Raw genomic sequence first — 25,419 nt, forward strand, 5'->3', positions numbered from 1 at the left:
GGGGTGTCAGGGGCTCTCGGGCTCGCTGACGAAGCCCACCTTGGTGAGCCCGGCGCGCGAGGCGTCGGCAAGCGTCTGCGCGACGACGCGGTAGGCCACCGACTGGTCGGCCTTCAGGTGCACTTCCGGCTGCGGCTGGTGCTGCCCGGCCTGCATGAAACGCTGTGCCAGATTCGGGCGGGCCAGGCGCTCGCCGTTCCAGTACAGGCTGCCGGCAGCGTCGATCGCGACCTCGACCTTCTCGGGCACGGTCGGGTTGACCTGCGCGCTGGCCTTGGGCAGCTCGAGCTTGACGGCATGCGTCAGCAGCGGCGCGGTGATGATGAAGATGACGAGCAGCACCAGCATCACGTCGATCAGCGGGACCATGTTGATCTCCGCGACGGGCGCGCTGGCGTGGCGCTGGTCGAAGCTGGCGAAGGCCATGGACGCCTCCGCTCAGGCCGCGGCCGGGCGCGCCGGCATCGGCTTGACGTTGGCACCCGCGGGCCCGGCCGAGCCGGACAGGGGCTGCCCCATCGAGACGAAGGTGTGCAGCTCGTAGGCGAAGGCGTCCAGGCGCGACACGATCACCCGGTTGGCACGGGTGAACCAGTTGTAGCCCACCACCGCGGGGATGGCGACCGCGAGGCCGAGCCCGGTCATGATCAGCGCCTCGCCCACCGGTCCGGCCACCTTGTCGAGCGTGCCGGCACCGCTCATGCCGATCGCCACCAGCGCGTGGTACACGCCCCAGACGGTGCCGAACAGGCCGACGAAGGGCGCGGTGGCGCCCACCGTGGCGAGCACGGTCAGGCCGTTCTCGAGCCGGGTGTTCTCCTCGTCGAGCACCTTCTTGATCGTGCGGGTGACGAAGTCGCTCGCCGTGCCGGCCTCGGCCAGCTTGGCCGCACCGTACCGGGCGTGGTGCGACTGCGCGTGCATCGCATGGCTGGCCAGGTGCGAGAACGGATCGCGCGCGCCGTGCGTGGCGATCTCGTGGGCCACCTCGTCCAGCGAGCGGGCGTTCCAGAACAGGTTCAGGAACGCGTCGCTGCGGCGCTTGCGCAGCGCCAGCGTCAGGCCCTTGAGCGCGATGATGATCCACGACAGGACCGACATCGCCAGCAGCAGCACGAGCAGCGTCTTGCCCACCGCATCGCTTTGCGCGATGAAGTGGGTGAAGCCCAGGGAGGTGTCCGCGTTCACGTCTATTTCTCCAGTTCGAAGGGGATCGGGATGCGCGCCCAGCCCGCGGTGGGCCGGCCGTTCTCGGCATAGGGCTTGAAGCGCGCACGTCGCACGCCCTCGAGCGCGGCTTCGTCCAGCCGCACGAAACCGCTGGACTGCGCGACCTGCACCGTGCGCGGCAGCCCGTCGACATCGACGAACACACGCACCACCACCAGCCCGCTTTCGGCCAGCCGGCGCGACAGGCGCGGGTAGCTCGGCGACGGCGGCTCGAGGTACTGGATCGCCGCGGGCGGGATCTCCTTGGGCGGCGGCGGTGGGGCCGGCGGCGCGGGCGGCGCGGCCACGACCGGCTCCACCGGCTCGGGCGGCGCGGGCGGCGCGGGCGGTACGGGCTCGGGCGGGGCCTCGGGCACGACGAAGGGCGCGGGGGTCGGCGACGGCGCCGCCGCGATCACCGGCGCGGGCGGCGGCGGCTTCTTCGATGCCGGCCGCGGGGGTTCCGGCGCGGGCGGCGGCGGCGGTTCCGGCGCAGGCGGTGCGAGCAGGTTCGCCATCATCGGCGCAGCCTGGGCCAGCGCGGCCCGCACCGGTGCCACCTGCAGCAGCCCCCAGCCCGCGAGGCCGTGCAGCGCGACGATCGCAAGCACCACCGCCCGCGTCTGGGCGGGCGGCAGTTCGTCAACGGAAGAAGGCGGCGTGCGAGTCAACGATGGTCCCGGGGCAACAGTCCGGGACCAAGGTTAACACGAATCATTCTTATTTAGCTCTGCGTCACCTGTCGCCGCTCCGGCAGGCGCGGCGCGGTGCGCACGCTCCAGACCATCGTCACCGCCAGGATGGCGACCACCACGCCGAGCGACACCAGCACCGGGATCTTGTAGACGTCGATCAGCAGCATCTTGGTGCCGATGAACACCAGGATCACCGCCAGGCCGTAGCTCAGCAGGTGGAACTTGGTGGCCATGGCCGCGAGCAGGAAGAACATCGCGCGCAGGCCGAGGATCGCGAACACGTTGGACGTGAGCACGATGAACGGGTCGCTGGTGATCGCGAAGATCGCCGGGATCGAGTCGACCGCGAAGATCACGTCGGTGATGCCCACCAGTGCGACGACCATCAGCAGCGGCGTGGCGATGCGCTTGCCGTTCTCCACGGTCCAGAACTTCTCGCCGTCGAAGTTCTTGGACACCGGCAGCACGCGGCGCAGCAGCTTCAGCGCGGGGTTGTCGTCCAGGCTCTGCTCCTTGCCGGCGGCCCACCACATCTTGATGCCGGTCAGCAGCAGGAAGGCGCCGAACACGTACAGGATCCAGTGGAACTTCGCGATCAGCAGGCCGCCCACGAGGATCATCACCGTGCGCAGCACGATCGCGCCGACGATGCCGATCATCAGCACCCGCTTCTGGTACGCCGGCGGCACCGCGAAGTAGGTGAAGATCATCAGGAAGACGAAGATGTTGTCGACCGCGAGGCTCTTCTCGATCAGGTAGCCGGTCAGGAACTCGAAGGCGCGCGTGTTGGCCTCGGCCGCGACGGCCGGGTCCTCGTGGGTCTTGAGCGCCCACCAGAACAACGCGTTGAAGGCGAAACTGAGCGCGACCCAGATCACCGACCACTTCAGCGCTTCGGGTACGGTGACCTCGTGCGCGCCCTGCTTCTTCAGCACGACGAAGTCGACGAACAGCGCGACGAGAACCGCCGCGACGAACACACCCCACAGCCACATGGGCGCAATGGAACTCATGCCAAGGACTCCTCGGTTCGATGCACGTGAAAGGCTCGCGCCATGGCGCGGCCGACCAGGTGCCGAAGAGTCTTGCGGGAGCCCCGGGGCGGTCTGCGCCCCGCGGGACTGCGGGCCCGGGATGCACGCCGGGTGGCGGCATCCGGATTGACGGGCGGCGCGACGGCATTGCACCGTTCGCTACTCCCCCTTCAGCGGCGCGAATCATCGCAGCGGACGATTCTCCCCAGGGGTTCTGCGGGAATCCGGTAATCTTCACGGCATGAAGATCATCGTCCGCTGGCTCCTGCTGGCTGCCGCGCTGCTGCTGGTGGCCAATCTCTACCCCGGCGTCGTCGTGAAGAGCTTCGGCTCCGCGATGATCGCCGCGTTCGTGATCGGGCTGTTCAACACCTTGCTGCGGCCGCTGCTGGTGCTGCTGACGCTGCCGGTGACGCTGCTGACGCTCGGCCTGTTCCTGTTCATCATCAACGCGTTGATGTTCTGGGCCGCCGCCGAGGTGCTGGACGGCTTCTCGGTCACCGGCTTCGCCGCCGCGCTGATCGGCTCGCTGATCTACACGGCGTGCGGGATGATCATCGACGTGGCGATGGAGCAGATGTTCCGGTCGAAGTCGGCGAGCTAGCGGCCGCCCCGCGGCGGAGGCCCGCCCCTCTCACCTCGAACTGCACGGCCTCCAGCACCCGACCGCCCGCGCCGCGCAGCTCGAGCCGGTGCCGGCCGGGCCAGGGCGCCCACGGGAGCTTCTCGCCGCGGCCGAGCACCCTGCCGTCGAGCACCCAGGTGCCGGCCTCGCCCTCGAAGACGATCTGCTGCGCCCGCGGCGGGATGTCCGGGTCGAGCGCGAAGCGGCTGCCGTCGCGCGGGTTCAGGATGCCGAAGCGGCGCGGCGCGCCCATCGCCGCACCGGCGCGCCACACCGCCTGCTCGGTGCCGGCGACGAACAGTTCCTCGCGCGCTGCCTCGGCCGCGCCCTCGAATCGAACGGCCTGGCGCAGCACGCCGGCCGGGGCCACCGGCGGCTTCGACGGCCGGCCCGCATGCAGCTGCGTGACGAGCGCATGCCACAGCGGCGCCGCGCCGGACACGCCGCTGACCTCGTGCATCGCCGCGCCGCTGGCGTTGCCGACCCAGACGCCGACCGTGTAGCGCTCGGTGAAGCCGACGCACCAGTTGTCGCGCAGGTCCTTGCTGGTGCCGGTCTTCACCGCCGCGAAGCTGCGCGTGGCGAGCTGGCTGTCCAGGCCGAACGTGAGCGCGCGTGCGTTGTTGTCGGCCAGCACGTCGGTCACCAGGTGCACCGCAGCGGCGTCCGCCACGCGGCGTTTCGGCATGGGCTCGCCCGTGAGTGACGGTGCGCTCCAGACGCCGCCGTTGGCCAGCGCGCGATAGGCATTGGTGAGCGCGAGCAGCGTCACGTCCGCGCTGCCGAGCGCGAGCGCGTGGCCGTGGAAGCCGGCCGATTCGCCCGGCGCGAGGCCGAAGGCGACCAGGCGCTCGAACACCGCGTCCGGCCCGAGCATCGCGCCGACGCGCACGGCCGGCACGTTCAGGCTCGCGCCGAGCGCGGTGCGGGCACTGACCCAGCCCTTGAAGTCGCGGTCGTAGTTCTGCGGCAGGTACAGGCCGTGCGCGGTGCCGAGCTGCGCGGGGGAATCGTCCAGCAGGCTGGCCGGCGTGATCAGCCGCTTCTCGAACGCGAGTCCGTAGACGAACGGCTTGATGGTCGAGCCCGGCTGGCGCCGCGCGGTCACGCCGTCGACCTGCGCGGCGGCCGAGGTGGTGCCGTTGGCGCCGACCCAGGCGAGCACCGCGCCGCTGGCGTTGTCGAGCACCACCACCGCCCCGTCCTCCACCTGCCGGCCGCGCAGCTCGGCGAGCTGCGTGCGCAGCGCGGCGATCGCGAAGCGCTGCAGGCGCGCGTCGAGCGTGCTGCGCTGCTCGGCCGGGCCGGCCGGGTCGATCACCTTGCGCGCGACATGCGGCGCGAGCTGTTCGCCCAGCGGCATGCCACCTGGCCGCGCCAGCGCGGTGAGGGCCAGCGCCTCGACGCCGGTGCAGCCGAGCCGCTGCGCGGTCAGCAGGCCGCAGGCGCGCTGTGCCACCTGCGCGGGCGGCGCATTCGGCGCGCGCACCAGCACGGCGGTGATGGCGGCCTCCTGCTCGTCCAGCCCGCTGGCGTGCTTGCCGAACAGGGTCTGCGAGAGCGCGCCGATGCCCACCAGTTCGCCGCGCAGCGGCACGCTGTTGAGATACGCCTCGAGGATCTCGCTCTTCTGCCACGCCCGCTCGAGCTGCAGCGCCGTGACGGCCTGGCCGATCTTCTGCGCCACGCTGCGCCCGCCCGCCGGCCGCGCCAGGCCGGCCTCGAGCAGGCCGGCGAGCTGCATCGTCAGGGTCGACGCGCCGCGTGTGCGGGTGTTCCACGTGTTGGCCCAGGCACTCGCGGCCACTGCACGCCAGTCGATGCCGCCGTGCTGCCAGAAGCGCCGGTCCTCGCTGAGCACGATGGCGTTGCGCAGGGCGGGCGACATGTGTTCCAGCGGCACCCAGGGCAGGCGGCGCACCGTGTCATCCACGCGCAGCGTCTGGATCGGCTCGCCGCGCCGGTCGAGCAAGGTGAGGTCGCTCGGCCGGTGCGCCGCGCGCACCTCGGCGAACGATGGTACGGCCCGGGCATCGACCGCCGCCGCACAGAGAACGACGGTTGCACACAACGCGTGCCAGCCAAGCAGTCGCCGCGGAGCCGGCTCGGCCGGTCCGCTGGCGGCGCCCCCTCGAGGGGGAGCGCCGCAGGCGCTGCGGGGGTGGGTCAATTCCCCACCTCCACCGGTGCATTGGGCAGCTCGCCGAAGGTCTCCGGCGCATACATCGCCTCGACCCGCGTGGGCGGCAGCGCGAAGCGGCCCGGGTTGTTGAGCCGCACGGTGTACTCGACCACATGCCGTCCGCGCGGCAGATGCTCGTAGTACGCGCGGAAGGCCTCGAAGCTGCGCTCCTCGAACGCTGCCCAGGCGACACCTTCCTTGCGCTCGTTGCGGGTGGCGATCTGCGAATCGCGCGCCAGGCCGGAGCCGAGCACGGTGGCGCCGCCGGGCACCGGATCGCTGAGCACCACCCAGGTCATGTCGCCCTGGGCCTCGATCTCCAGGCGCACCCGCAGCACATCGCCCCGCGACCAGCCGGACGGGTTCTTCTGTTCGACGGCGCTGACGCTGCGGGTGATCGTGTAGCCCGCACGCAGCGGCTCCTTCAACGGGATCGCGGCGAGCGATTGCACGCTGAGCCAGGGCTTGCCGGTGCCGTCGTGCGTGACCTTCAGGCTGCCCTCCCCTTCGGGCCACGGCACCGTGAACGTCCCGCCGCCGGCGTTGCGCGCCCAGTCGAGTGTCTGCGGCGCCGCACCCGTGCTCGCGCTGCTGCGCCCGCCCACCGGCTGGGATTCGAACCTGGCCGCGAACTTGTCCAGCGCCAGCCCACCCCACAGGTTGGCGGTGGTCGTGAGCCAGGCGCCGCGCTTCTGGCGCGCCAGGCTGCCCACCACCATGCGCGGCAGTTCCTCCTTCCAGGCCGGGTCGTCGATCACCGCGAGGATCAGCTTGGCGGCGTTGGCATCGGCCGATTCCATCAACCACCACCAGAAGTCGTCGTCCTCGGTGGAGAAGCGCAGGGTCGTGCCGCCGTAGGTCAGGCGCGAGCGCAGGATCTGCTGCGCTTCGGCGAGGCGCTTGCCGCGCTCGGGAATCGCCTCGACACGCTGCAGGATGCGCAGCCAGTCGATCAGCGCCGCAGTGGGCCACACGTTGGGCGTGAGGTTGATCGAGCCCAGCATCTTCGGCTGCACCCGGCCATAGCGTGAGAGTGCCTCCAGCGCGGCGAGCTTGCGCACGTCGACATCGGGCCGCGGCGACCAGAAGCGCCGCTGGATGCGGCCCTCGACGAAGGCGGCGAGCCCTTCGAGCATCGCTTCGCGCGGGGCCTCGGGCAGCGCGAAGCCGGCCTCGTGCGTGGCGGCCAGCACATGGGCGGTGAGCCGGTCGCTGCCGCGGTTGCCGTCGTCGGCCCGCGGCGGAAAGTAGTTCGCGAGCCCGTCGCCGTCGAGGTAGGTCGGCAGCTCGTTGCTCACCTGGGCCCACAGCGCCGCATCTCTCAGGCCGACCGCCTTGGAGGTCTTCTGTTCCAGGCAGATGAACGGGTAGGTCTCGAAGAAGCGCCGCACGCCGGGCAGCGCGCCGCTCAGCCTGGGCTGAAGCCCGACCACCAGGCCGCCGCGCTTCGGCCCGCTGGACGGCAGCGCATCGGCCGGCACGGCCACCGGCAGGCTGGTGCTGCCGTCGAGCTGCTGCAGCGTCGCCTGCAGCACCCGCAGCGGCACCGCGCTCGTGACCAGCTGCGTCAGCTTGAGCCGGTCCTTCGCGCTGCCGCCGACCTCCTCGGCCGCCGCCTCCCAGGCGATGCTGAAGGCCTCCGCCGGCACGTCCACCGGCCAGCGGATCTCCTGCGCCGCGCCGGCCGCGAGGCTCAGCTCCTGCGGCGGGAAGGCGAGCGGCGTGCGGCTGATCTGCTCGCCCGCGTTCACCGTGCCGGCGAGTGTGGCGCGCAGCGTCATGGCTCGCGTGGTGGTATTGCGCAGGGTCAGCATCGCGGCGAAGCGGTCGCCCTCGCGCACCAGCGGCGGCAGGCCGGAGAGCACCTGCAGGTCCTGCGTCACGCGCACACGCGTGAAGCCGCTGCCGAACTGCTGCACGCCGGCATCGGCCACCGCGACGAGGCGGAAGCTGGTCAGCGAGTCGTTCAGCGGCACCTCGATCAGGGCCTCGCCGTTCGCATCGAGCGGCACGTTCGGCTTCCACAGCAGCAGGGTGTCGAACAGCTCGCGCGCGCCGCCGCGCCCGCCGCCACCGCCCGCGGCCACCGCCTTGCGGCCGTAGTGGCGCCTGCCGATGATCTCGCTCTGCCCGGTCGAGGTGGCCACGCCCCAGGCACGCTGGCGCAGCATGGCGGAGAGCAGGTCCCAGCTGGTGTTCTCGCGCAGGGCGAGCAGGCCTTCGTCCACCGCGGCGAACGCGAGCTCGGCACCGGCCAGCGGCCGGCCGCCCTGCGTGACCTTCACGCGCGCCTTCACGGTGCCGCGCACCGTGTACTGCGGCTGGTCGGCCGTCACCGCCACCTGCAGCTCGTGCGCGGCCAGGCCCACCCTGAGCTGCGCCACGCCGAGCTTGAAGGCCGGCTTAGAGAGGTCGACCATCGCCGTGGGCGCCTGGTAGGCAGGCCCCTCGTCGCGCCAGGCGCGCCACCAGTCGAGCGGCGCGCGCCAGCCCCAGCGGAAGAACGAGTACCACGGCACCTCGCGGATGCGCCCGCGCAGCGCCAGCACGCTGACGTAGACGTTCGGCGCCCAGGCCGGGTCGATCTTCAGCTCGATCGTCGGGTCGTCGCCGCGCACGGTGACGACGCGGCTCTCGATCACGCCCTCGCGCTCGATGGCCACCAGCGCGGTCGCCTCGCGGAACGGCATGCGCAGCTGGAGCTTCGCGGTCTCGCCGGGTTCGTAGCGCTTCTTCTCGGGCAGCAGGTCGATGCGGTCGTCGTTGTCCTGCGCGAACCAGAGCTCGCCCTGGCGCGTGACCCAGACGCTCGTGGCGGCCTGGGCGGCCCGGCCCTGCGCATCCCTGGCCTGCACGATCAGCTCCACCTGGCCGGCGCTCTCGAGCTTCGCCTCGCAGCGCAGCAGGCCGCGCTCGTCGGTCTTGCCGCTGCACAGGGTGCCGAGCTCCTGCACCTCGGTGCGGTTGTCGTAGGCGTAGAAGCCGCCGACCAGGCGCTTGCGCGTGCTGATGATCTGGGCCAGCCGGCCGCGCACCTCGAGCTGCTGGCCGGCGAGCGGCTTCCCCGCCGTATCGAGCGCGACGGCGGTGAAGCGCGCAGCGCCCCGCTCGCTGGCCCACGAGGCTGCCTGGATGCCCGGCACCACCGCCGCCGGCCACAGCGGCACGGTGGCGCCGAGGGTCTGCGCCTCGCCGTTCGGATCGTTGTAGGTCAGCTCGGTGACCAGCTCGCTCGGGCGCGTCACGGCCGGCAGGTCCTTCAGCACGATGGCGACGGCGCCCTGCGCATCGGTGGCGAGCGCGAGCTTGTCGGCCACGATGCGGCCGCGGGCGCCGGCGTTGTCGTCCGGATCGGCCTCCATGCGGGCGAGGTCACGCGGCGGTGCGAACGAGAACTCGTCGTAGCCGGCCGGCGCCGCGTCCCGCGGGCGCTGCAGCGCGCTCACCTTCACCGGCGCGCCGGCCATGGCGCCGCCGCTCATGTGGTTGAGCTGGCCGGCCAGGGTGAGGGTGGCCGGCGCGACGGCCGCGTCCTTGGGCGGCACGAGACGCGCATCGACCAGCGGCACGCGGAACTCCTCGACGCGGAAGTCGCCGCTTTCCCAGCGGCGCGGCCGATCCTCGTGGGCGCGGCTGTCCTCCAGCACGATGCGGTAGCTGCCGAGCCGGGCGGCGGCCGGGATGTTCCAGCTCGACACCGCGCTGCGTGCGCCGGCCTTCCAGGCCAGTGGCTGCACGAATTCCTGGCCGCTGCCCTCGTGGACGATCTTCACGCGGTCGGGCAGGCTGTCGGCCTTGGGCAGGGCCAGGCCGGACGACGTCTCGACGCGCACGAAGTGCTTCATCGAGACCGTCTCGCCGGCGCGCAGCAGGCTGCGGTCGAGCACGCTGTGCACGCGCAGGTCCGGCTCCGGGCCCTGCGCCACCGGCAGGTTGAAGCGCCAGGGCTCGATGCCCTGCTGCCAGCTGCCGAACACGAAGGCCAGGTCGGTGACGCCCTGCGCATCGGTGTGGCGCGCGCTGACGAACAGGCCCTCGTCGGCGATGCAGCCTTCGACCGAGACCTCGAAGCCCTGCGGCGCGCGCGCCAGGCCGTCGGCACCGGTGCGGCCGCTCCACAGCTTCTCGCCGCGGCAATCGCGGATCGTCACCTCGGCACCGGCCACCGGCTTGCCGCGGTCCAGCGAGGTCACCCACACCACGGTGTTCTCGCGCCCCTGCTTCAGGTGCACGCCGAGGTTGGTGACCAGCACGCCGGTGCGCACGAACATCGGCGCGGCCTTGTCGAGCAGCGATTCCCCCAGGCGCCGCGACTCGACCTCGACCACGTGGTAACCCGGCTCGGGCAGCGGGATGCCCACCACCTCGAACGGGCGCGGGTCGCCGCCGGCGAGCTGCGGCAGCTCGAGGCGGCGGGCCTGCGTGTCCGTGCCGAGCAGGGCCAGCTCGCGCGTGGCCACGTAGCGCTCGACCTTTCGCCGCACCGGCTTGCCCTTGGCGTTGGTCTCCTCCACGGTCTCGAACCAATCGCGTTCGGGCAGCCCGGCCTCGCGGGCGCTCAGCTGCGTCTCGTGGTAGCGGCGCACCCGGCCGAGCCAGGCCAGGATGTCCTCGTCGCGGGTCAGGCGCCGGGCCCGCACCTGGCCGAGCGGGGCGCCGGGGCGCAGGTCGCCCTGCACGTGGCGCAGGGTGATGGGCAGCACCGGGTCGGCCCGCTCGATCACGCCGAAGGGCGCCGCGGCGAACTTGGCGATCGGCGGCGCGGCACCGGTGGCCACCGCGAGCGGAAAGCTCGCGGCGTTGGCGAGGGCGCGGCCGCTCGCGTCCTTCAGGCCGGCCGGCAGCTCGATGCGGAAGCGCGCGTTCTCGGCCTGGGGCACCGGGAACTGCACTTCCGACACCTCGGCCGCCTTGTCGTCCCGGTCGAACGTCGGCGCGACCGCCGCCCCGCCCGCGGGCACCAGGCGCACCTGCTGCGCCTGCGCCCGCGGCACCGGGGCCGAGAAGCGCACGACCAGCGGACGGATCGGCAGGCAGGGCGCCTCGGCACGCTCGCGCTCGCAGCTGAACTCGGCGGTGAACCGGGCGCGCACGGTGTAGCCGAAGCGCTGTTCGACGCTGGTCAGCACCTTCGGATTCAGCTGCGCCGCGATGCCCCTGCCCCACACCAGGCGCATCCGCGCCTCGGGCGGCAGCGGGCGCTGGCAGGTGACGAGCAGGGCCCGCTCGGCCGCCTTGGCGTCGAGCCGGCGCGACTTCAGCACGGCCTCGCGCTCGGCGCCGCCGACGATGCGCAGCGGCACCCGTTCGCCGATGCCCTCGACCTCGCACCAGGCATGGGCGGCCACGCTCTCGGCCACGGCCGGGCCGTTCAGGCGCAGCAGCACATGCTGGTCCTCCTCGATGGTCGCGCCCGCGTAGGGGTCGGTGACGATCACCGCCGGCCCGCCGGTGGAGAACACGAACTCGCTCGCGCCACTCAGGCTGCCGGTCAGCGGCTTCCAGCCGCTGCGCAGCCGGACCGTGCAGCGCGCGCCCGGCGGCAGCGGCTCGGCGAAGTCGTAGAGCCACTGCCGATCGTTGGCCCAGCGGCCGCTGCCGGGATACACCGCACCCTGGCAGGCGATGGTCATCGGGTCGGCCTGGCGCAGGTCGCCCAGCGGCACCACCGCCTCGCTGAAGCGCACCGCCACCTGGCGCACCTGGGCCACCTCGCCCTGCGGGCTGGCCGCGACGATCGTGGCCGCGTGCACGAGCGGGGCGGCACACAGGGCCGCGACCCACCCGATCCGAATCGAACGCCGCATGGAGCACTCCGCGCTGGAACTGCGCGCGAGTCTAGGGCTTGCTCACTGCGGCGGCGGCCGCCCCTGCTCGATCGCGAGCGCGCGCAGCTGCGCCTGCACGTCGCGCACGCGCGCATCGATCACCGACGCCTCGATGAAGTCCGCCGGCCGGTTGCCGCCGCCGCGCGCCAGGCGCTGGCCGGCGCGCCAGCGGTCGAGCGCGCCGGGCAGGTCGCCCAGCGCGTACTGCGCTTCGCCCTCGGCACGCAGCGCGCGCAACGGCTGGTCGAGCCGTCCCCACAGGCGCGACAGCAGGGTCCACGAGGTGGCGTCGCCCGGCTGGCCGGCCACGCGTGTCTGCAATTCGTCGGCGCTGCGCTTGACGGCCGGGTCGTCGGCGGGCAGCGCCAGGGCCACCTCGGCCAGCGCGAGCGCGCCGGCACGCGATCCGTCGCCGGTGTAGGGCGCGAGCGTGGCCAGCGCCGCGCGCGCGTCGCCGCGGCCGAGCTGCAGCTGGGCGCGCAGGAAGGCGAGCTGGCGCTGCGCACGCGGCTCCTGGCGCGGGCTGTTGGCCAGCACCGCCTCGGCGCGGCCGAGCGCCGTGTCGACCCGCGCCGGCTCCTTCAGCAGCAGCGAGGCCAGCGCGCTGGCGTAGTGGTCGGCCAGGCGCTGCGCGGGGCTCGCGTCGGCACGCGGCGCCTCGAGCGACTGGGCGCGGCGCAGTGCGTCGACCCGCATGTCCATCAGCACCTGGGCGCGTGCCTGCGCCAGCGCATGCTCGAGCAGGTTGCCGGTGCCGGGCAGGCGGTCGAGCGCGCCGGCCGCCTCGGTGCCCATGCGGGCGCGCGCCTCGCCGATGCGCTCGCTGGTCAGCGGGTGGGTGCGCAGGTAGGGGTAGCTGCCGTTGTCGTTCAGGCGCGCGGCATGGTCGAGCTTCTCGAACATCGCGGCCATGCCCCAGGGCGCGAAGCCGGCGCCGGTCATCACCTGGAAGCCGATGCGGTCGGCCTCGCGCTCCATGTCGCGCGAGAAGTTGAGCTGGCCCTGGATCGCCGCCGCCTGGCCGCCCATGATCGCCGCGTTGGCGCCGTCGGTGTTGCGCGAGCGGGCCGCGGCGATCACGCCGATGATCATCGCCGCGAGGCCGATGAGCGACTGGCGCTTGCTGTTGGTGATGCTGCGCGCGATGTGGCGCTGCGTGACGTGCGTGAGCTCGTGCGCCAGCACCGAGGCCAGCTCGTCGCGCGTGGCGGTGATGGCGATCAGCCCCAGGTGCACGCCGACATAGCCGCCGGGCAGCGCGAAGGCGTTGACGCTGCGGTCGCGCACCAGGAAGGCCTCCCAGGCGAAGCGCGGGTCGATGTCGGGCGTGATGCTGCCGTTGGCGCGCGCCTGCGCGACCAGCGGCGACCACAGCGTGCGCAGGTACTCGAGCAGCAGCGGGTCGTCGAGGTAGTCCGGGTCGCGCCGGATCTCGCGCATGATCTGCTCGCCCACGCGGCGCTCGGTCGAGACGGCAAAGTCCTCGTTGGCCGAGTCGCCGAGCGCGGGCAGGTTGACCTGCGCGTGCGCGGGCCACGAGGTGGCCAGCAGCGCGGCCGCGCAGGCGGCCACGACGCGGCGGCGGAAGCGGGAGGCGGCAGGGGTCAAACCAGGCGTGCGGCGTGAACGGCTGGCTATGATGCGCCGGATTCGTTTCCCACGTGTTTCCATGTCCAACCCCAGCCCGCTGACCCATTTTGATGCCCAGGGCCAGGCGCACATGGTGGACGTCTCGGCCAAGGCCGAGACGCACCGCATCGCACGCGCCACCGGCACGATCCGCATGCAGCCTGCGACGCTCGCGCTGATCGCCTCGGGCAGCGCGAAGAAGGGCGACGTGATCGGCGTGGCGCGCATCGCCGCCATCCAGGCGGCCAAGCGCACCAGCGAACTGGTGCCGCTGTGCCACCCGCTGCCGATCACCCGCGTCGCGGTCGAGTTCGTGCTCGACGAGGCGGCCAGCGCCGTGCACTGCACGGCGCAGGTGGAGACACTCGGCCGCACCGGTGTCGAGATGGAGGCGCTGACGGCCGTGCAGGTGGGCCTGCTGACCGTCTACGACATGTGCAAGGCGGCCGATCGCGGCATGGTGATGGACGGCATCCGCGTGCTCGAGAAACACGGCGGCAAGAGCGGCGACTGGGTGGCCGCGGCTACTTGAAGGCGCGGTAGTCGAGCTGCACCGCCGGCGGCACGCACTGGTAGGGCCGGCGGTCGGCCATCGGCGCGTTGTCGCAGACGGCGAAGTACTCGGCCGCCTGCTCGTTGCGGAACTCGCGCAGCCGCTGCGCGAGGTGGCGCGCCCGGTCGATCTGCCCCGCCTCGGCGAGCGCGTTGGCCCAGGCCATCATCAGCCGGGTGTCGAGCAGGTAGTGCGTGGCGCGCTCGAACGCCGGCATCACCTGCGAGGGATGCTCGGCGACGGTGGCCGCAGCGTAGTCGCCATGGTGGCCGAACAGCCAGCTGCGCCGTCCCTCCTCGATGCGCTGGGCGAGCGACGGCGCCCCCGCGGGCGGCTGGAAGATCACGACGACGCGCCAGTAGTCGGCCACCGAGGCCAGGCTGCCCAGCAGCAGCAGCAGCGCCGCGGCCATGCCGACCGGCCAGCGCCCGGCCGCTGCGCCGGACGCCGGCGCGCCCAGGCACAGGCCGAACGCGAAGGCGGCCGGCAGCAGGAAATAGGCGTACCACAGCGGGTACTCGAACTGCGAGTGCAGCGCCGCCATCAGCACCAGCACCAGCGCGGCGCGCAATGCCGGCGCCGCGCGCGCCGCACGCCAGGCCTCCCACAGCGCACGTGCCAGCAACGCCAGCACCAGCGCCGCCAGCGGCAGGCCGAGCTCGACGGCCAGCTGCAGCTCGAGGTTGTGCGTGTGGTCGAAGAAGGCCACCGGGCGGCCCGGGAACGGCGTCAGCGTCCAGGCGAAGTTGAACTCGCCGAAGCCCACGCCCAGCCACGGGTGCATCGCGATCAGGGTCAGGGTGTTCTTCCAGATGCCAAAGCGCGAGCTGCTCGGATCGGACTGGCGAAGCTGCGCCTCGCCGGCGAACACGGTGTCGTGCAGCCGCGCCCATTCGGCCATGCCGAGCCACAGCAGCGCGCCGGCCACCGGCGTGAGCACCAGCAGCAGACGGGTGCGACGCTCCAGGCTGCGGTCCAGCGCGCCCCAGGCGGCCAGCAGCAAGGTGCCCAGCAGCCCGGTGCGCGAGCCGGTCAGCACCACGCCGAACAGCATCAGCCCGCACAGCGGCACGGCCAGTGCCCAGGGCAGGCGGCGCGTGCGCAGCAGCGGCACGACGGCGATCATCGCCCACAGCAGCAGGCTGCTCAGGTGGTTGGGCTGGCGCAGGTTGCCGACCGCGCGCCCGCCGGCACCGGTGGCGGCCACCCAGAAGCCGTCCGCGAGGTCGGGCGCGAAGGCCTGCACCAGACCGACCACCGAACTGAGCGCGCCGGCCAGCACGAGCGCGCCGCAGAAGGCCTCGAAGGCGCGCTCGCCATGGCCGGCGCTGCGCAGCGCGGCCGCGATCCAGGCGGTCAGCGCGGCCGCCGCCAGCAGGCCGAGCGCGGACAGGCCGAGCGAGCCGGGCAGGCCGGCCCAGATCATCGAACCGAGCGCGGCCAGCGCGATCAGCCCGAAGACGCCCTGCAGCGACGCGAGGCCCGGACCCGGCCGCGTCGGCCGCGGCAGCATGCCGGCCAGCAGCAGCAGCCAGACCGACCAGCCGATCAGCGCGGCGGCCTGATTGAGGAAGGTGGACGAGGGCGGGAGATTGAACGCCAGCAGCGGCGGCAGCGCGACGGCCAGCGGCGCCGCGACGAGCCAGGCGCGGAGATCCGGCAGCGACGCGAGCGCTTCACGTGACATCAGAAGAAGCCGTCGTACGGCGCGAAGCCGACCAGTTCGCCGCTGGCATCGAGCAAGGCCACCCAGCCGTCGGCACGCGCCATGACCGGCAGGAATCGGGCCTTGTCCGGCGCGAGGTGCAGCTCCGCGAGCTTTGTCCTGAGCCGGTCGGCGTCCTTGGCGTAGCGTTCCAGAAGCAACCCGACCGGCCGCGCGCGCGCCAGGGCAGCGTCCCGAGACTCGGAATAGGGTTGCCAATAGGCCGGCCGCTGGCCGATGTCGTAGCCCTTGAGCGCCAGATCAATCGCGCGCAAGCGTTCCTCGCCGCCCTGGGAGGTGCGCGCGCCGATCACCCGGGGGCCGGTCAAGGACAGGCTGCCGAATTCGGGCCGTGCCTGCGGCAGCTCCTCGAGGTAGACGTCATTCGCGGCCACCACGCGGAAGCGGTCGACTTCGAACACCAGCGCCACTGGCCGGGCCAGGTAGACGGTGTGCAGGCCATAACCCAGCGCTGCGAGCTGCAGCACGGCGATCACGCTCAGGTCGCGCACCAGTTCACCGCGCGGCTTGCGCAGGTTGAAGGCCACGAAGGTCAACAAGGGACCGACGACGACGTCGACCGACACCAGCAGCCAGAACAACTCCCGGCCACCGGCCAGCGTGCTGTACTCGCGCGGATACCAGACCTGGAGCACGAGCACCGCAGCGAGCGCGGCGACGCCGACGGAGATCAACAGGTGAGCGCCGCTCGCCTTCAGACGTCGGCGGACATCGAGCCGATCAAACATGGCGCGAGAGTGTAGAGGCACCGGCCACCGAACCCGCGCGGCGCGCAGCCGTGCGGGTTCGGTGCCCTGTTGCAGGCTTGGCCGCTCGGGTCAGCGGCACTCGCTGGGCGCGATCCGGGCCGGCACCGTCCCGAGGCCGCCGACCTGCGGCATCAGGCGGGTGGCGCTGCTGCCCACGTTGTTCGAGTCGGAAGCACAGCCCCAGTCAATGCTTCCGGTCACGCGCGGATTGGCTGTGTACGAGGCGCCCAGTTGAATGGGCACCGCGCCGCCGCCCTGGATGTATGGCGTCAACCGAAGTGTGGCGCTCGGGGGCAGGCCGCCCACATTGCGTTCGTCGAACGTCACGGTGATCTCGCCGTTGTTCGGGTCGACGCGCACGTTTTGCACGTACTTGCTCTTGGCGCCGACGCCGCCCGCCTGGGCGTTCCACGTGGCAGCCGTTGCCGCAAGATCGGGCAGGGTCGCCGAGTTGGCGCCGACCATGGACTTGGCGTCATCCGCCAGCGCGAGCCCCTCGGCGATTCGCGAGCGTGCCAGATAGTCCTGATACACGGGCAAGGCCAATCCGGCCAGGATGCCGACGATCGCCACGACGATCATCAGCTCGATCAAGGTGAATCCGCTCTGTGACCGGCGGCCAGTAGCTCCGTTTCCCATACGACATCCCTGATTGGTGAGTTGGTTCCTGGCGGTCGCCTCTGCGGGCCATCCGCGCCAAAGAGAAAGGCGGCCCAGGGGCCGCCTTCTGATGCTTGCGGGCGGGAAGCCTCGCCGATCAGCGGCACTCGCCCGGCGCGAACTTGGCCGGCAGCGTGCCCAGGCCACCAACTTGCGGCATCTGGCGGGTGGCGGTGGTCGCGACCGCGTTGGTCGTGGACGCGCAACCCCAGTCGATGCTGCCGGTAGCCGGCGGGTTGGCGGTGTACGAGGCGCCAAGCTGGACCGGAGCAGCACCACCGCTCTGGACGTACGGCGTCAGACGCAGCGTGGCGTTCGCAGGGATGTTGCCGACATTGCGCTCGTCAAAGGTGACGGTGATCTCGCCCGTGCCGCCGGCGATCTGGACGCTACGAACGTACTTGCTGGTGGCGCCGGTGTTGTTGGCCTGGCCGTTCCAGGTGGTCGCCGTCGCGGCAAGGTCGGCCGCCGTGGCGGAGTTGGTGCCGATCATGGACTTGGCGTCGTTGGCGACAGCCAGACCTTCCGTGACCCGCGCACGGATCGTGTAGTCCTGGTACGCCGGCAGCGCAACCGCCGCCAGGATGCCGATGATCGCCACGACGATCATCAGTTCGATGAGGGTGAAACCTTGTTGGACACGACGCTTCATGAAAGACACTCCTGAGAGGTGGTGGGTGTGGGACACGGCCGAACAGATGCGAAGGGCGTGCCACGCATACCGGGCCAGGGAACCGTGAAATGCACCCGCGCAGCTGACACAAACAGTCACCGGCCGGGCCATCGCCGCGACCCGGCCGGTCACGACTGACGAATATCGTCACCCGGATCGACGGGCCCCGCTCCAACGAAAAGCGGGCCCGCAGGCCCGCATTTCCCGGCCGTCGAGGCCTGTTCAGCCGCCCAGCGGGATGGTCTGGCCCGCCGCCAGCGCGCGGATGCGGTGCGGGCTCGTCAGGCGGCCGATCTCGTGCATCACCGCCTCCAGCTCACCGGGCTTGACGTGGGTGATGTGCACGTCCACGCTGCCGCCGAGCTGCGCCAGCTCGTGGCCGAGCGCCGCCGGGCACAGGTGGCGGCTGATGTAGGCGAGCTGGCGCTCCTCGTCGGAGAACGCCGTCTCGATGACCAGGTGCGCCACCTTCATGCCGCGCAGGCGCATCCACAGCGCCGGGTTCGGCCCGGTGTCGCCGGTGTAGACCCAGGCACCCGCCTCGCCGCCGTCGACGGCGAAGCCGCAGGCCGGCACGGTGTGCTGCGCCGGCAGCACCTCGATGCGGCGCGTGCCCAGCCTGAGCACCTCGCCGACGGCGAAGGGCACGAACTCGAGCACCGGGTGCTCGGCGCTGGGCAGGCGGGTGAAGTCGGGCCAGATCACGCCGTTGAAGACATGCGCCCGCAGCGCGGCCAGCGTCTCGGGCAGCGCGTGCACGCGGATCGGGCCACGCCCGTCGGCGCGGCGCTGCCGCATCACGCTGTCGGCCAGCAGGCCGATGGCGAGCACGTGGTCGAGGTGCGAATGGCTGATCAGGATGTGGTCGATGCGCGCCAGCGCGTCGAGCGCCAGGTCGCCGACCCCCGTGCCCGCGTCGATCAGCACGTCGTCGTCGAGCAGGAAGGCCGTCGTCCTGCAGCCGGCAGCGATCGCGCCCGAGCAGCCGAGAACCTGAACGATCATCCTGCAGTCACTTGCTGTCGAAGGTGTGGGTGCCGTCCCAACCGGGCGGCGGGGGCTCGTGGGCCCAGCGAACCACACGCTCGCCGAGCCGCTCGTGCAGGCCGCGCCAGGGCGACGCCGCGAAGCGGGTGCGCAATTCCTGCAGCGCAGCCTGCGCCTGCGGAGCATCTTGGGCTCGGTAGGCGGCCAGTGCAAGGCGCCAAAGTCGCATTTCCTCGTCAAAGGAGGCGTTGCGTGCCAGGGCCTCGGGCACCGGCGTGAAAAGCGTCACGGCGGCCTCCTTGCCCTTGACGCGCACGCGGTCGACCTCGACGAACCCGAGTTCCGCACCGGCCGCCGCGGCGGTGGCTTCGCCGACCAGGATGTCGACGCCGTAGTGGCGCGTCAGCGCCTCGATGCGCGAGGCCAGGTTCACCGCGTCGCCCATCACGGTGTAGCTGCGCCGGATGTCCGAGCCCATGTCGCCGACGCACACCAGGCCGGTGTTCAGCCCGATGCCCACGCCGATCTCCGGCAGGCCGCGCGCGTGCAGCGACTGGTTCAGTTCGCCGAGGACCTCGACCATCGCCAGCGCCGCGGCCACCGCGTTGGCGGCATGCCGCTCGTCGGCCACCGGTGCGCCCCAGAAGGCCATGATCGCGTCGCCGATGTACTTGTCCAGCGTGCCGCGGCGCGCGCGGATGGCCATCGTCATGGCCGAGAAGAAGCGGTTGATCAGCGCGCGCAGCTCCTCGGGGGGCAGCGCTTCGGACACGCGAGTGAAGTTGCGCATGTCGCAGAACATGATGGTCAGCACGCGGTTCTCGGCCTGCATGGTGTAGCGCTGCGGGTCGCGCGCCATCTGCTCGACCAGCTCGGGTGGCACGTAGGTGCCGAACAGGCGGGTCAGGGAGCGGCGGGTGCGGGCCTCGGTGACGTAGCCCCAGCCGATGTGCAGCACCGACAGCAGCAGCGCGAGCGTCAGCCCCGAGGCGAGCGGCAGCAGCCATTGGCGGGCCTGGTAGGCCCAGACGTTCAGCCCCACCAGCGCGGCGAGCAGCAGCGCCGTGGCGACGATGCCGCGCAGCGCCGACAGGCGCGGCAGCAGCAGCACCAGCAGCGCGAGCACGACGAGCAGCTGGGCCTCCTCGAAGCCGGCGGCCCAGTCGGGCACGAGCGGGCCGCGGCCGTCCAGCAGGCGGGCGAGCAGGTTCGCGTGTACCTCGACGCCGGGAAAAACCTGGGACACCGGCGTGCTGCGCAGGTCGTACAGGCCCGGGGCGGTCGTCCCGACCAGCACCAGCTTGCCGGCCAGCGATCCGGGGGCGACGCGCCCCTCGACCAGATCGGCCGCGGACAGGTAGGCGAAGCCGCCAGCGCGCGGCCCGCCGGGGCTGCGGTACGGCACGCGCAGCATGGTCTGCGCATCCACCGGGATCGCATCGCGCGTCTCGCCCTGCACCAGCATCAGCGCCGACAGGCCCGGGTAGGGCGAGCGCAGCGGGCGCGGTGGCGGGAACACCGGCTCCACCGCCGGCCCGCCCGTGTAGCTGCGGTACATGGCCAGCGCCAGCGTCTCGTAGTGGCGGCCGTCGAGCGCGGCGATCAGCGGCATGCGGCGCAGGTTGCCGTCGGCATCGGGCAGCGTGTTGATGAATCCGGCCTGCGGCGCTGCCTGCGCAACGGCGGCGACGTTGCCGGCGTAGGCTCGCCAACGGGTGAACGAGCCCGGCTGACCGCGCAGCAGCGCGGCGTCGAAGGCCGGCTCGGGCAGGCGGCCGACCCGCCCCGACTCGGCCGCGTTGCTCAGGTAGAAGCCCAGCACCACGCGCCGTCCCGACAGCGCGTCGGCGAACCGCGCATCGTCGGCGTCGGGCTCGGTGAACACGATGTCGAACCCCACCACCGCGGCGCGCTGGCGCTCGAACAGCTCGTCGGCCAGGGTGGCCATGCGCGCACGCGGCCAGGGCCAGCGGCCGAGCCGGGCGAGGCTGGCCTCGTCGACATCGACGATCACGATGTGTTTGTGCGGCACGAGCGGCATCGCGGCCCGTAGCCGGGCGTCGTCGATGGCCTGGTCCAGCTGGGTCAGTGCCCGCCAGGGCAGCACGTCGGCGGCATGGCCGAGCAGCAGCAGGAAGAGGGCCGCCACCAGCGCGGCACGCACGAACCGCCAGCCGCGGGCGCCCATGCGAGCGCGCGCCGAACGCTCAGTTCTGCACGAACTGCATCTGCGTGCCGGCGAGTTCGACCACGTCGCCGTTCTTCAGATGCACGGTCTCGCCCATCACGGGGTTGCCGTTGACGGTCGGGCGCAGCGCGCCCTCGACATGGGCCAGCACGTAGCCGCCCGGCCGCTTGGTGATGGAGGCCACCTGCACGCCGGGCTTGCCGACCGTGGTGACGACCTTGGTCAACTGCACCTCGCGGCCGGCCGCGGCACCGTTGAGCACCTTGATCGAGGCCGGGCCGTTGCCCGAACCGAGCGAGCCGAAGCCCGAGGCGCCGAAGCCGACCGTCGGCGAATAGGCCGCCGCCGCGGCGCTGGCCGAGGCGCCGGGCTTCATGATCATCGTCTTCTCGTAGTCGGTGCCGTCCTCGACCAGGTACTTGATCTTGTACTTGCCGATCTCGACCGTGTCGTTGTGGCTCAGCAGCTGCTTCTTGATCGCCTTGCCGTTGATGTAGGTGCCGTTGGTGCTGTTCAGGTCCTCGATGAAGACGTCCGCGCCGACCATCTGCAGCACCGCGTGCTCGCCGCTGACGGCGAGGTTGTCGATCACGATGTCGTTGTAGGGCCGCCGACCGAGCGTGGTCTTGTCCTTGGTGATCTGCACCTCCTTGATCACCACTCCGTCCAGCGATACGACCAGCTTGCCCATGCTCTGCGTCCTCGTGTCTCGTTGTCGTCTGCGGGGCGCCTGTGCTCTTCGACCTCAGCGCCGGAACGGCCACCATGAACGGGATGGCCCGGCCGGCCCACGCACCCTGGCAAGGACCACCGAGATATTATCCTTTCCGCCTGCGTCGTTGGCGGCGTCCACCAGGGCAGATGCCACGTCAGGCAAGGCGTCGTGGCCCTGCAACAGCTGCGCGATGGAATCGTCGTCCAGCATGTCGGACAGGCCGTCCGAGCACAGCAGGTACAGGTCGCCGGGCAGCACGTCGTGCAGGTGGGTTTCGAGCAGCACGGTGTCTTCCACCCCGACCGCCCGCGTCACCAGGTTCTTGTTGGCCGAGAACGCGGCCTGCTCGGCGGTGATCAGGCCGGAGTCGATCTGCTCCTGCAGCAGCGAGTGGTCGTGCGTGATCTGCGTCAGGCGCCCGCCGCGCAGGCGGTAGCCGCGCGAGTCGCCCACATGGCCCATCAGCAGCCGGCCGTCGCGGAACACGCCCACCACCAGCGTCGTGCCCATCCCTGCGTACTGCGGATTGGAGTTGGCGGCGTTGAAGATCGCCCGGTTGGCGTTGTCCACGCAGATGTCCATCGCGCGCCGGACGTCGGTGTCCGAGGCGTTGTCGGAAGCCTCGGTGAGCCAGCGGCCGAGCTCGGTCTTGATGAACGAGGTGGCCATGCTGCTGGCCACCTCGCCGGCGTTGTACCCGCCCATGCCGTCGGCCAGCACGATCAGCCCGCAGGCCTCGTCCAGCGCCACCGAGTCCTCGTTGTTGTTGCGCGCCCGGCCGGTGTCGGTCGCGCTGTGGAACTCCAGGCTCATCGTCGGTGGTTGCTCGGTCATCGGGCAGTGGGCCGTCGTGTCGGGACGGTTACCGTCTCATGTCGCGGAATTGTGCCTCGGTTCGTCGCGTGAAAACGTCACGGTTCGCTCGAAGGGGTCCGGCTGCTCGACCGCCAGCGACGCATGCACCGCGCGCAGGTCGGCGGCGAGCTGCTGCCCGTCCGCGTAGCGCACCTCGATGCGCTTTTCCAGCGCGAGGGCGACGATGTCGGCCAGCGCCTCGGGCACGTCCGGTCGCAGGGTGCGCACGTCGGGCGCCGCCTCGTGGGCGATCTGGTGCATCAGCCGGGCCATGGTCTCGCCCTCGTGCGGCAGCCGGCCGGTCAGCAGCTGGAACAGCATCACGCCCAGCGAGTACAGGTCGCTGCGCCGGTCGGCGGGCCGCCCGGCCATCTGCTCGGGCGACATGAACGAAGGCGTGCCGATGACCAGGCCGGTACGGGTGCTGGTCGCGTCCGCCATGCGGGCGACGCCGAAGTCCATCACCTTCACCAGGTCGGTGTCCGGGTCGATCATCACGTTGGCCGGCTTGATGTCGCGGTGCACGATGCCCTGCCGGTGCGCGTAGGCCAGCGCGTCGGCCACGCGGGCGACGATCGGCAGCAGCTGGGCCAGCGGCAGCAGCCGGCGCAGCACGGTGTAGCGCTGCAGGTCGTGGCCCTGGATGTACTCCATCGCGATCCAGGCCAGCTCACCGCTTTCGCCGGCGTCGAAGATGGTGACGATGTCCGGGTGCTGCAGCCGCCCGGCCGTCTCGGCCTCGCGGAAGAAGCGGGCCCGCGCCTCGACCAGCTGGTCGCCGTGGAACTCGCGGCTCAGCGCCAGCGTCTTGATCGCGACGCGCCGGCCGATCTGCGGATCGTGGCCCAGGTAGACCGCACCCATCGAGCCGCGGCCGATCTCCGAGTCGACGCGGTAGCGGCCGAGCGTGGCCGGCGCCTGCTGCCGCGAGGGCTGGCCCGGCAGGGTCGGGGGGCCGGGGCGGCTCGGGTGGCTGGCGCCGACCGGACCGTCGGCACGCAGCGCGGGACGCGTCGCCCAGGGGCCGAGTTCTCGCCCGAGGTGGCCGAACAGCAGGGCCACGACCGGCGGCAGGAGCAGGGCATGCAGCGCCGGCCAGGCCAGCGAGGCCACCAGGCCGGCCGCCGCGAGCACCGCGCTGAGCAGGCGGCCGGCCGGTCGGGACAGGCGCGGCAGACCCCAGGCAAGATAGGCTGCCACGCCGAGGCAGGTGGCCAGCGCGCCGAGCAGGGCGGGCAGCGACGCAGCGGTCGGGTTCATCCCGCCCGCCTCTGCAGCCCGCCGACGTCGAGTGGGTGCCTGCTCATCCGGCAGGCACGTTAGCACAGGCCGCTCAGGCCCCGGCCTGCGCGGCCGGGCGGCGCGCCGAGAGCCACTTGCCGACCGCCAGCACCAGCAACGCCCCGGCCGCCCCGGCGCCGTAGCGCATCAGGTCGGCGACTTCGGGCAGGCCGCCCGGCTTGGCCGGCAGCGTGTGCGGCAGGTGGCTGATCGCGGCGGGGTCGGTGACCGCCATCGTGCCGGCGATCCAGCCCAGCAGCATGCCGCCGACGGTGATGATCATCGGGAAGCGGTCCATCAGCTTGATCACCATCTGGCTGCCCCAGACGATGATGGGGATGCTGACCAGCAGGCCGAAGATCACCAGCGGCATCTTGTGGTCGCCGCCCGCCCCCTCGGCGGCACCGGCGATCGCGATCACGTTGTCGACGCTCATCACCAGGTCGGCCACGATGACGGTCTTCACCGCCGCCCACAGCTTGTCGCTCGCCTGGATGTTGCCGTGCCCGTCTTCCTCCTCGGGCAGCAGCAGCTTGACGCCGATCCAGACCAGCAGCGCCGCACCGACGAGCTTCAGGTAGGGGATCGCCAGCAGCGTCAGCGCGAAGAAGATCAGGATGACGCGCAGCACGATGGCCCCGGCCGTGCCCCACAGGATGCCCTGCGTGCGCTGCGAGTCCGGCAGCTTGCGGCAGGCCAGCGCGATGACCACCGCGTTGTCGCCGCCCAGCAGGATGTCGATCATGATGATCTGGCCGACGGCGACCCAGAAGTCGGCGGTCATGAACTGTTCCATGGGCTTCTCGTGAAGGTGGTACGGCGGTGTCGGTGCGCAGTGTAGGCGGCGCGCCGCCATGCTTCGTGCGTGGAACTACGCAAGCGCCGAGGGCCGCCCGCAGGCGGCCCTCGGCGCGGGCGGATCGGCTTACAGCAGGCCCTTGAGCAGCCGGCCCATTTCCGACGGGTTGCGTGTCACCTTGAAGCCGCACTCCTCCATGATGGCCAGCTTGGCGTCGGCCGTGTCGGCGCCGCCGGAGATCAGCGCGCCGGCATGGCCCATGCGCTTGCCCGGGGGCGCGGTGACGCCGGCGATGAAGCCGACGATGGGCTTCTTCATGTTCGCCTTGCACCAGCGCGCGGCGTCGGCCTCGTCCGGGCCGCCGATCTCGCCGATCATGATCACGGCGTCGGTGTCCGGGTCGTCGTTGAAGGCCTTCATCACGTCGATGTGCTTCAGGCCGTTGATCGGGTCGCCGCCGATGCCGACCGCGCTCGACTGGCCGAGGCCGATCTCGGTGAGCTGCGCCACGGCCTCGTAGGTCAGCGTGCCGGAGCGCGAGACCACACCGATGCGGCCCTTCTTGTGGATGTGGCCCGGCATGATGCCGATCTTGATCTCGTCGGGCGTGATCAGGCCGGGGCAGTTCGGCCCGAGCAGCAGGGTCTTCTTGCCGCCGGCGGCCTCCTTCTGCTTCATCTTGTTGCGCACGACCAGCATGTCCTTGATCGGAATGCCTTCGGTGATGCAGACCACGAGGTCGAGGTCGGCCTCGACCGCCTCCCAGATCGCCGCGGCGGCGCCGGCCGGCGGCACGTAGATCACGCTGACGGTGGCGCCGGTGGCGGCCTTGGCGTCCTTGACGCTGGCGTGGATCGGGATGCCCTCGAAGCTCTCGCCCGCCTTCTTCGGGTTCACGCCGGCGACGAAGCAGTTCTTGCCGTTCGCGTAGGCCTGGCAGCCCTTGGTGTGGAACTGGCCGGTCTTGCCCGTGATGCCCTGGGTGATGACCTTGGTGTCCTTGTTGATCAGGATGCTCATGCTCGTCTCCC

At 71.7% G+C, this 25,419-nt stretch carries 20 protein-coding genes; 2 read left to right on the forward strand and 18 right to left on the reverse strand.

What is annotated here, in order from left to right:
* Positions 1-6: 6 nt before the first annotated feature.
* From D9C15_RS03445 to D9C15_RS03460, 4 genes are all read right to left on the reverse strand, one after another.
* Complete coding sequence (locus D9C15_RS03445; protein WP_127996014.1) at positions 7-426, reverse strand: ExbD/TolR family protein; 420 nt, start codon at positions 424-426, stop codon at positions 7-9.
* Positions 427-438: 12 nt separating this feature from the next.
* On the reverse strand, positions 439-1,188 hold the full coding sequence (locus tag D9C15_RS03450) for a MotA/TolQ/ExbB proton channel family protein (protein ID WP_375138741.1): 750 nt from the start codon (positions 1,186-1,188) through the stop codon (positions 439-441).
* A gap of 2 nt (positions 1,189-1,190) precedes the next feature.
* Entirely contained in the window at positions 1,191-1,820 is a 630-nt protein-coding gene (locus D9C15_RS03455) for an energy transducer TonB (protein WP_240668270.1), read from the reverse strand.
* A gap of 113 nt (positions 1,821-1,933) precedes the next feature.
* On the reverse strand, positions 1,934-2,917 hold the full coding sequence (locus D9C15_RS03460; protein WP_127996015.1) for a TerC family protein: 984 nt from the start codon (positions 2,915-2,917) through the stop codon (positions 1,934-1,936).
* Between the two features lie 262 nt (positions 2,918-3,179).
* Between D9C15_RS03460 and D9C15_RS03465 the strand changes: the two genes are divergently transcribed.
* Positions 3,180-3,542: a phage holin family protein gene (locus D9C15_RS03465; RefSeq protein ID WP_127996016.1), complete on the forward strand. Its 363-nt coding sequence runs from the start codon at positions 3,180-3,182 to the stop codon at positions 3,540-3,542.
* On the opposite strand, the gene pbpC is transcribed toward D9C15_RS03465, so the two are convergent.
* The 3 genes from pbpC to D9C15_RS03480 all read right to left on the reverse strand — a co-directional run bounded on the left by pbpC (position 3,493) and on the right by D9C15_RS03480 (position 13,181).
* Positions 3,493-5,634, reverse strand: coding sequence for a penicillin-binding protein 1C (pbpC, locus tag D9C15_RS03470; RefSeq protein WP_127996017.1), 2,142 nt, complete (start codon positions 5,632-5,634; stop codon positions 3,493-3,495). The genes D9C15_RS03465 and pbpC overlap by 50 nt on opposite strands.
* 95 nt (positions 5,635-5,729) lie before the next feature.
* Positions 5,730-11,552 (reverse strand): alpha-2-macroglobulin family protein, encoded by a 5,823-nt coding sequence (locus D9C15_RS03475; protein WP_127996018.1) that lies wholly within the window; start codon positions 11,550-11,552, stop codon positions 5,730-5,732.
* 42 nt (positions 11,553-11,594) lie between these two features.
* Positions 11,595-13,181 (reverse strand): M48 family metalloprotease, encoded by a 1,587-nt coding sequence (locus tag D9C15_RS03480; protein ID WP_240668271.1) that lies wholly within the window; start codon positions 13,179-13,181, stop codon positions 11,595-11,597.
* A 61-nt stretch (positions 13,182-13,242) separates the two neighbouring features.
* Here D9C15_RS03480 and moaC point away from each other — a divergent pair, with 61 nt between their 5' ends.
* On the forward strand, positions 13,243-13,734 hold the full coding sequence (gene moaC / locus D9C15_RS03485; protein WP_127996020.1) for a cyclic pyranopterin monophosphate synthase MoaC: 492 nt from the start codon (positions 13,243-13,245) through the stop codon (positions 13,732-13,734).
* Here moaC and D9C15_RS03490 read toward each other — a convergent pair.
* From D9C15_RS03490 to sucD, 11 genes are all read right to left on the reverse strand, one after another.
* Entirely contained in the window at positions 13,727-15,442 is a 1,716-nt protein-coding gene (locus D9C15_RS03490; RefSeq protein ID WP_127996021.1) for a PglL family O-oligosaccharyltransferase, read from the reverse strand. The genes moaC and D9C15_RS03490 overlap by 8 nt on opposite strands.
* Complete coding sequence (gene tfpZ / locus D9C15_RS03495) at positions 15,442-16,209, reverse strand: TfpX/TfpZ family type IV pilin accessory protein (protein WP_127996022.1); 768 nt, start codon at positions 16,207-16,209, stop codon at positions 15,442-15,444. Before tfpZ ends, D9C15_RS03490 begins: the two co-directional genes overlap by 1 nt.
* Before the next feature lie 90 nt (positions 16,210-16,299).
* A complete protein-coding gene (locus tag D9C15_RS03500; protein WP_127996023.1) occupies positions 16,300-16,869 on the reverse strand; it encodes a pilin in 570 nt (189 codons plus the stop codon).
* Between the two features lie 118 nt (positions 16,870-16,987).
* A complete protein-coding gene (locus tag D9C15_RS03505) occupies positions 16,988-17,542 on the reverse strand; it encodes a pilin (RefSeq protein WP_127996024.1) in 555 nt (184 codons plus the stop codon).
* A gap of 243 nt (positions 17,543-17,785) precedes the next feature.
* Positions 17,786-18,568, reverse strand: a complete 783-nt coding sequence (locus D9C15_RS03510; protein WP_127996025.1) for an MBL fold metallo-hydrolase — start codon at positions 18,566-18,568, stop codon at positions 17,786-17,788.
* A gap of 7 nt (positions 18,569-18,575) precedes the next feature.
* Positions 18,576-20,738, reverse strand: coding sequence for a CHASE2 domain-containing protein (locus tag D9C15_RS03515; RefSeq protein WP_127996026.1), 2,163 nt, complete (start codon positions 20,736-20,738; stop codon positions 18,576-18,578).
* Positions 20,739-20,757: 19 nt separating this feature from the next.
* Positions 20,758-21,429 (reverse strand): FHA domain-containing protein, encoded by a 672-nt coding sequence (locus D9C15_RS03520; protein WP_127996027.1) that lies wholly within the window; start codon positions 21,427-21,429, stop codon positions 20,758-20,760.
* A gap of 54 nt (positions 21,430-21,483) precedes the next feature.
* The gene (locus D9C15_RS03525) at positions 21,484-22,266 is read right to left on the reverse strand and encodes a Stp1/IreP family PP2C-type Ser/Thr phosphatase (protein ID WP_127996121.1); all 783 of its coding nucleotides are present in this window, start codon (positions 22,264-22,266) and stop codon (positions 21,484-21,486) included.
* A gap of 57 nt (positions 22,267-22,323) precedes the next feature.
* Positions 22,324-23,568, reverse strand: coding sequence for a serine/threonine-protein kinase (locus D9C15_RS34445; protein WP_127996028.1), 1,245 nt, complete (start codon positions 23,566-23,568; stop codon positions 22,324-22,326).
* Between the two features lie 73 nt (positions 23,569-23,641).
* Positions 23,642-24,385 carry a TerC family protein gene (locus tag D9C15_RS03535; protein ID WP_127996029.1) on the reverse strand — a complete coding sequence of 248 codons (744 nt, stop codon included), beginning with the start codon at positions 24,383-24,385 and terminating at the stop codon, positions 23,642-23,644.
* A 129-nt stretch (positions 24,386-24,514) separates the two neighbouring features.
* Complete coding sequence (gene sucD, locus D9C15_RS03540) at positions 24,515-25,408, reverse strand: succinate--CoA ligase subunit alpha (RefSeq protein WP_127996030.1); 894 nt, start codon at positions 25,406-25,408, stop codon at positions 24,515-24,517.
* Positions 25,409-25,419 lie beyond the last annotated feature (11 nt).

The sequence above is a fragment of the Piscinibacter defluvii genome (assembly GCF_004011805.1).
Classification (GTDB): Bacteria; Pseudomonadota; Gammaproteobacteria; order Burkholderiales; family Burkholderiaceae_C; genus Piscinibacter; species Piscinibacter defluvii.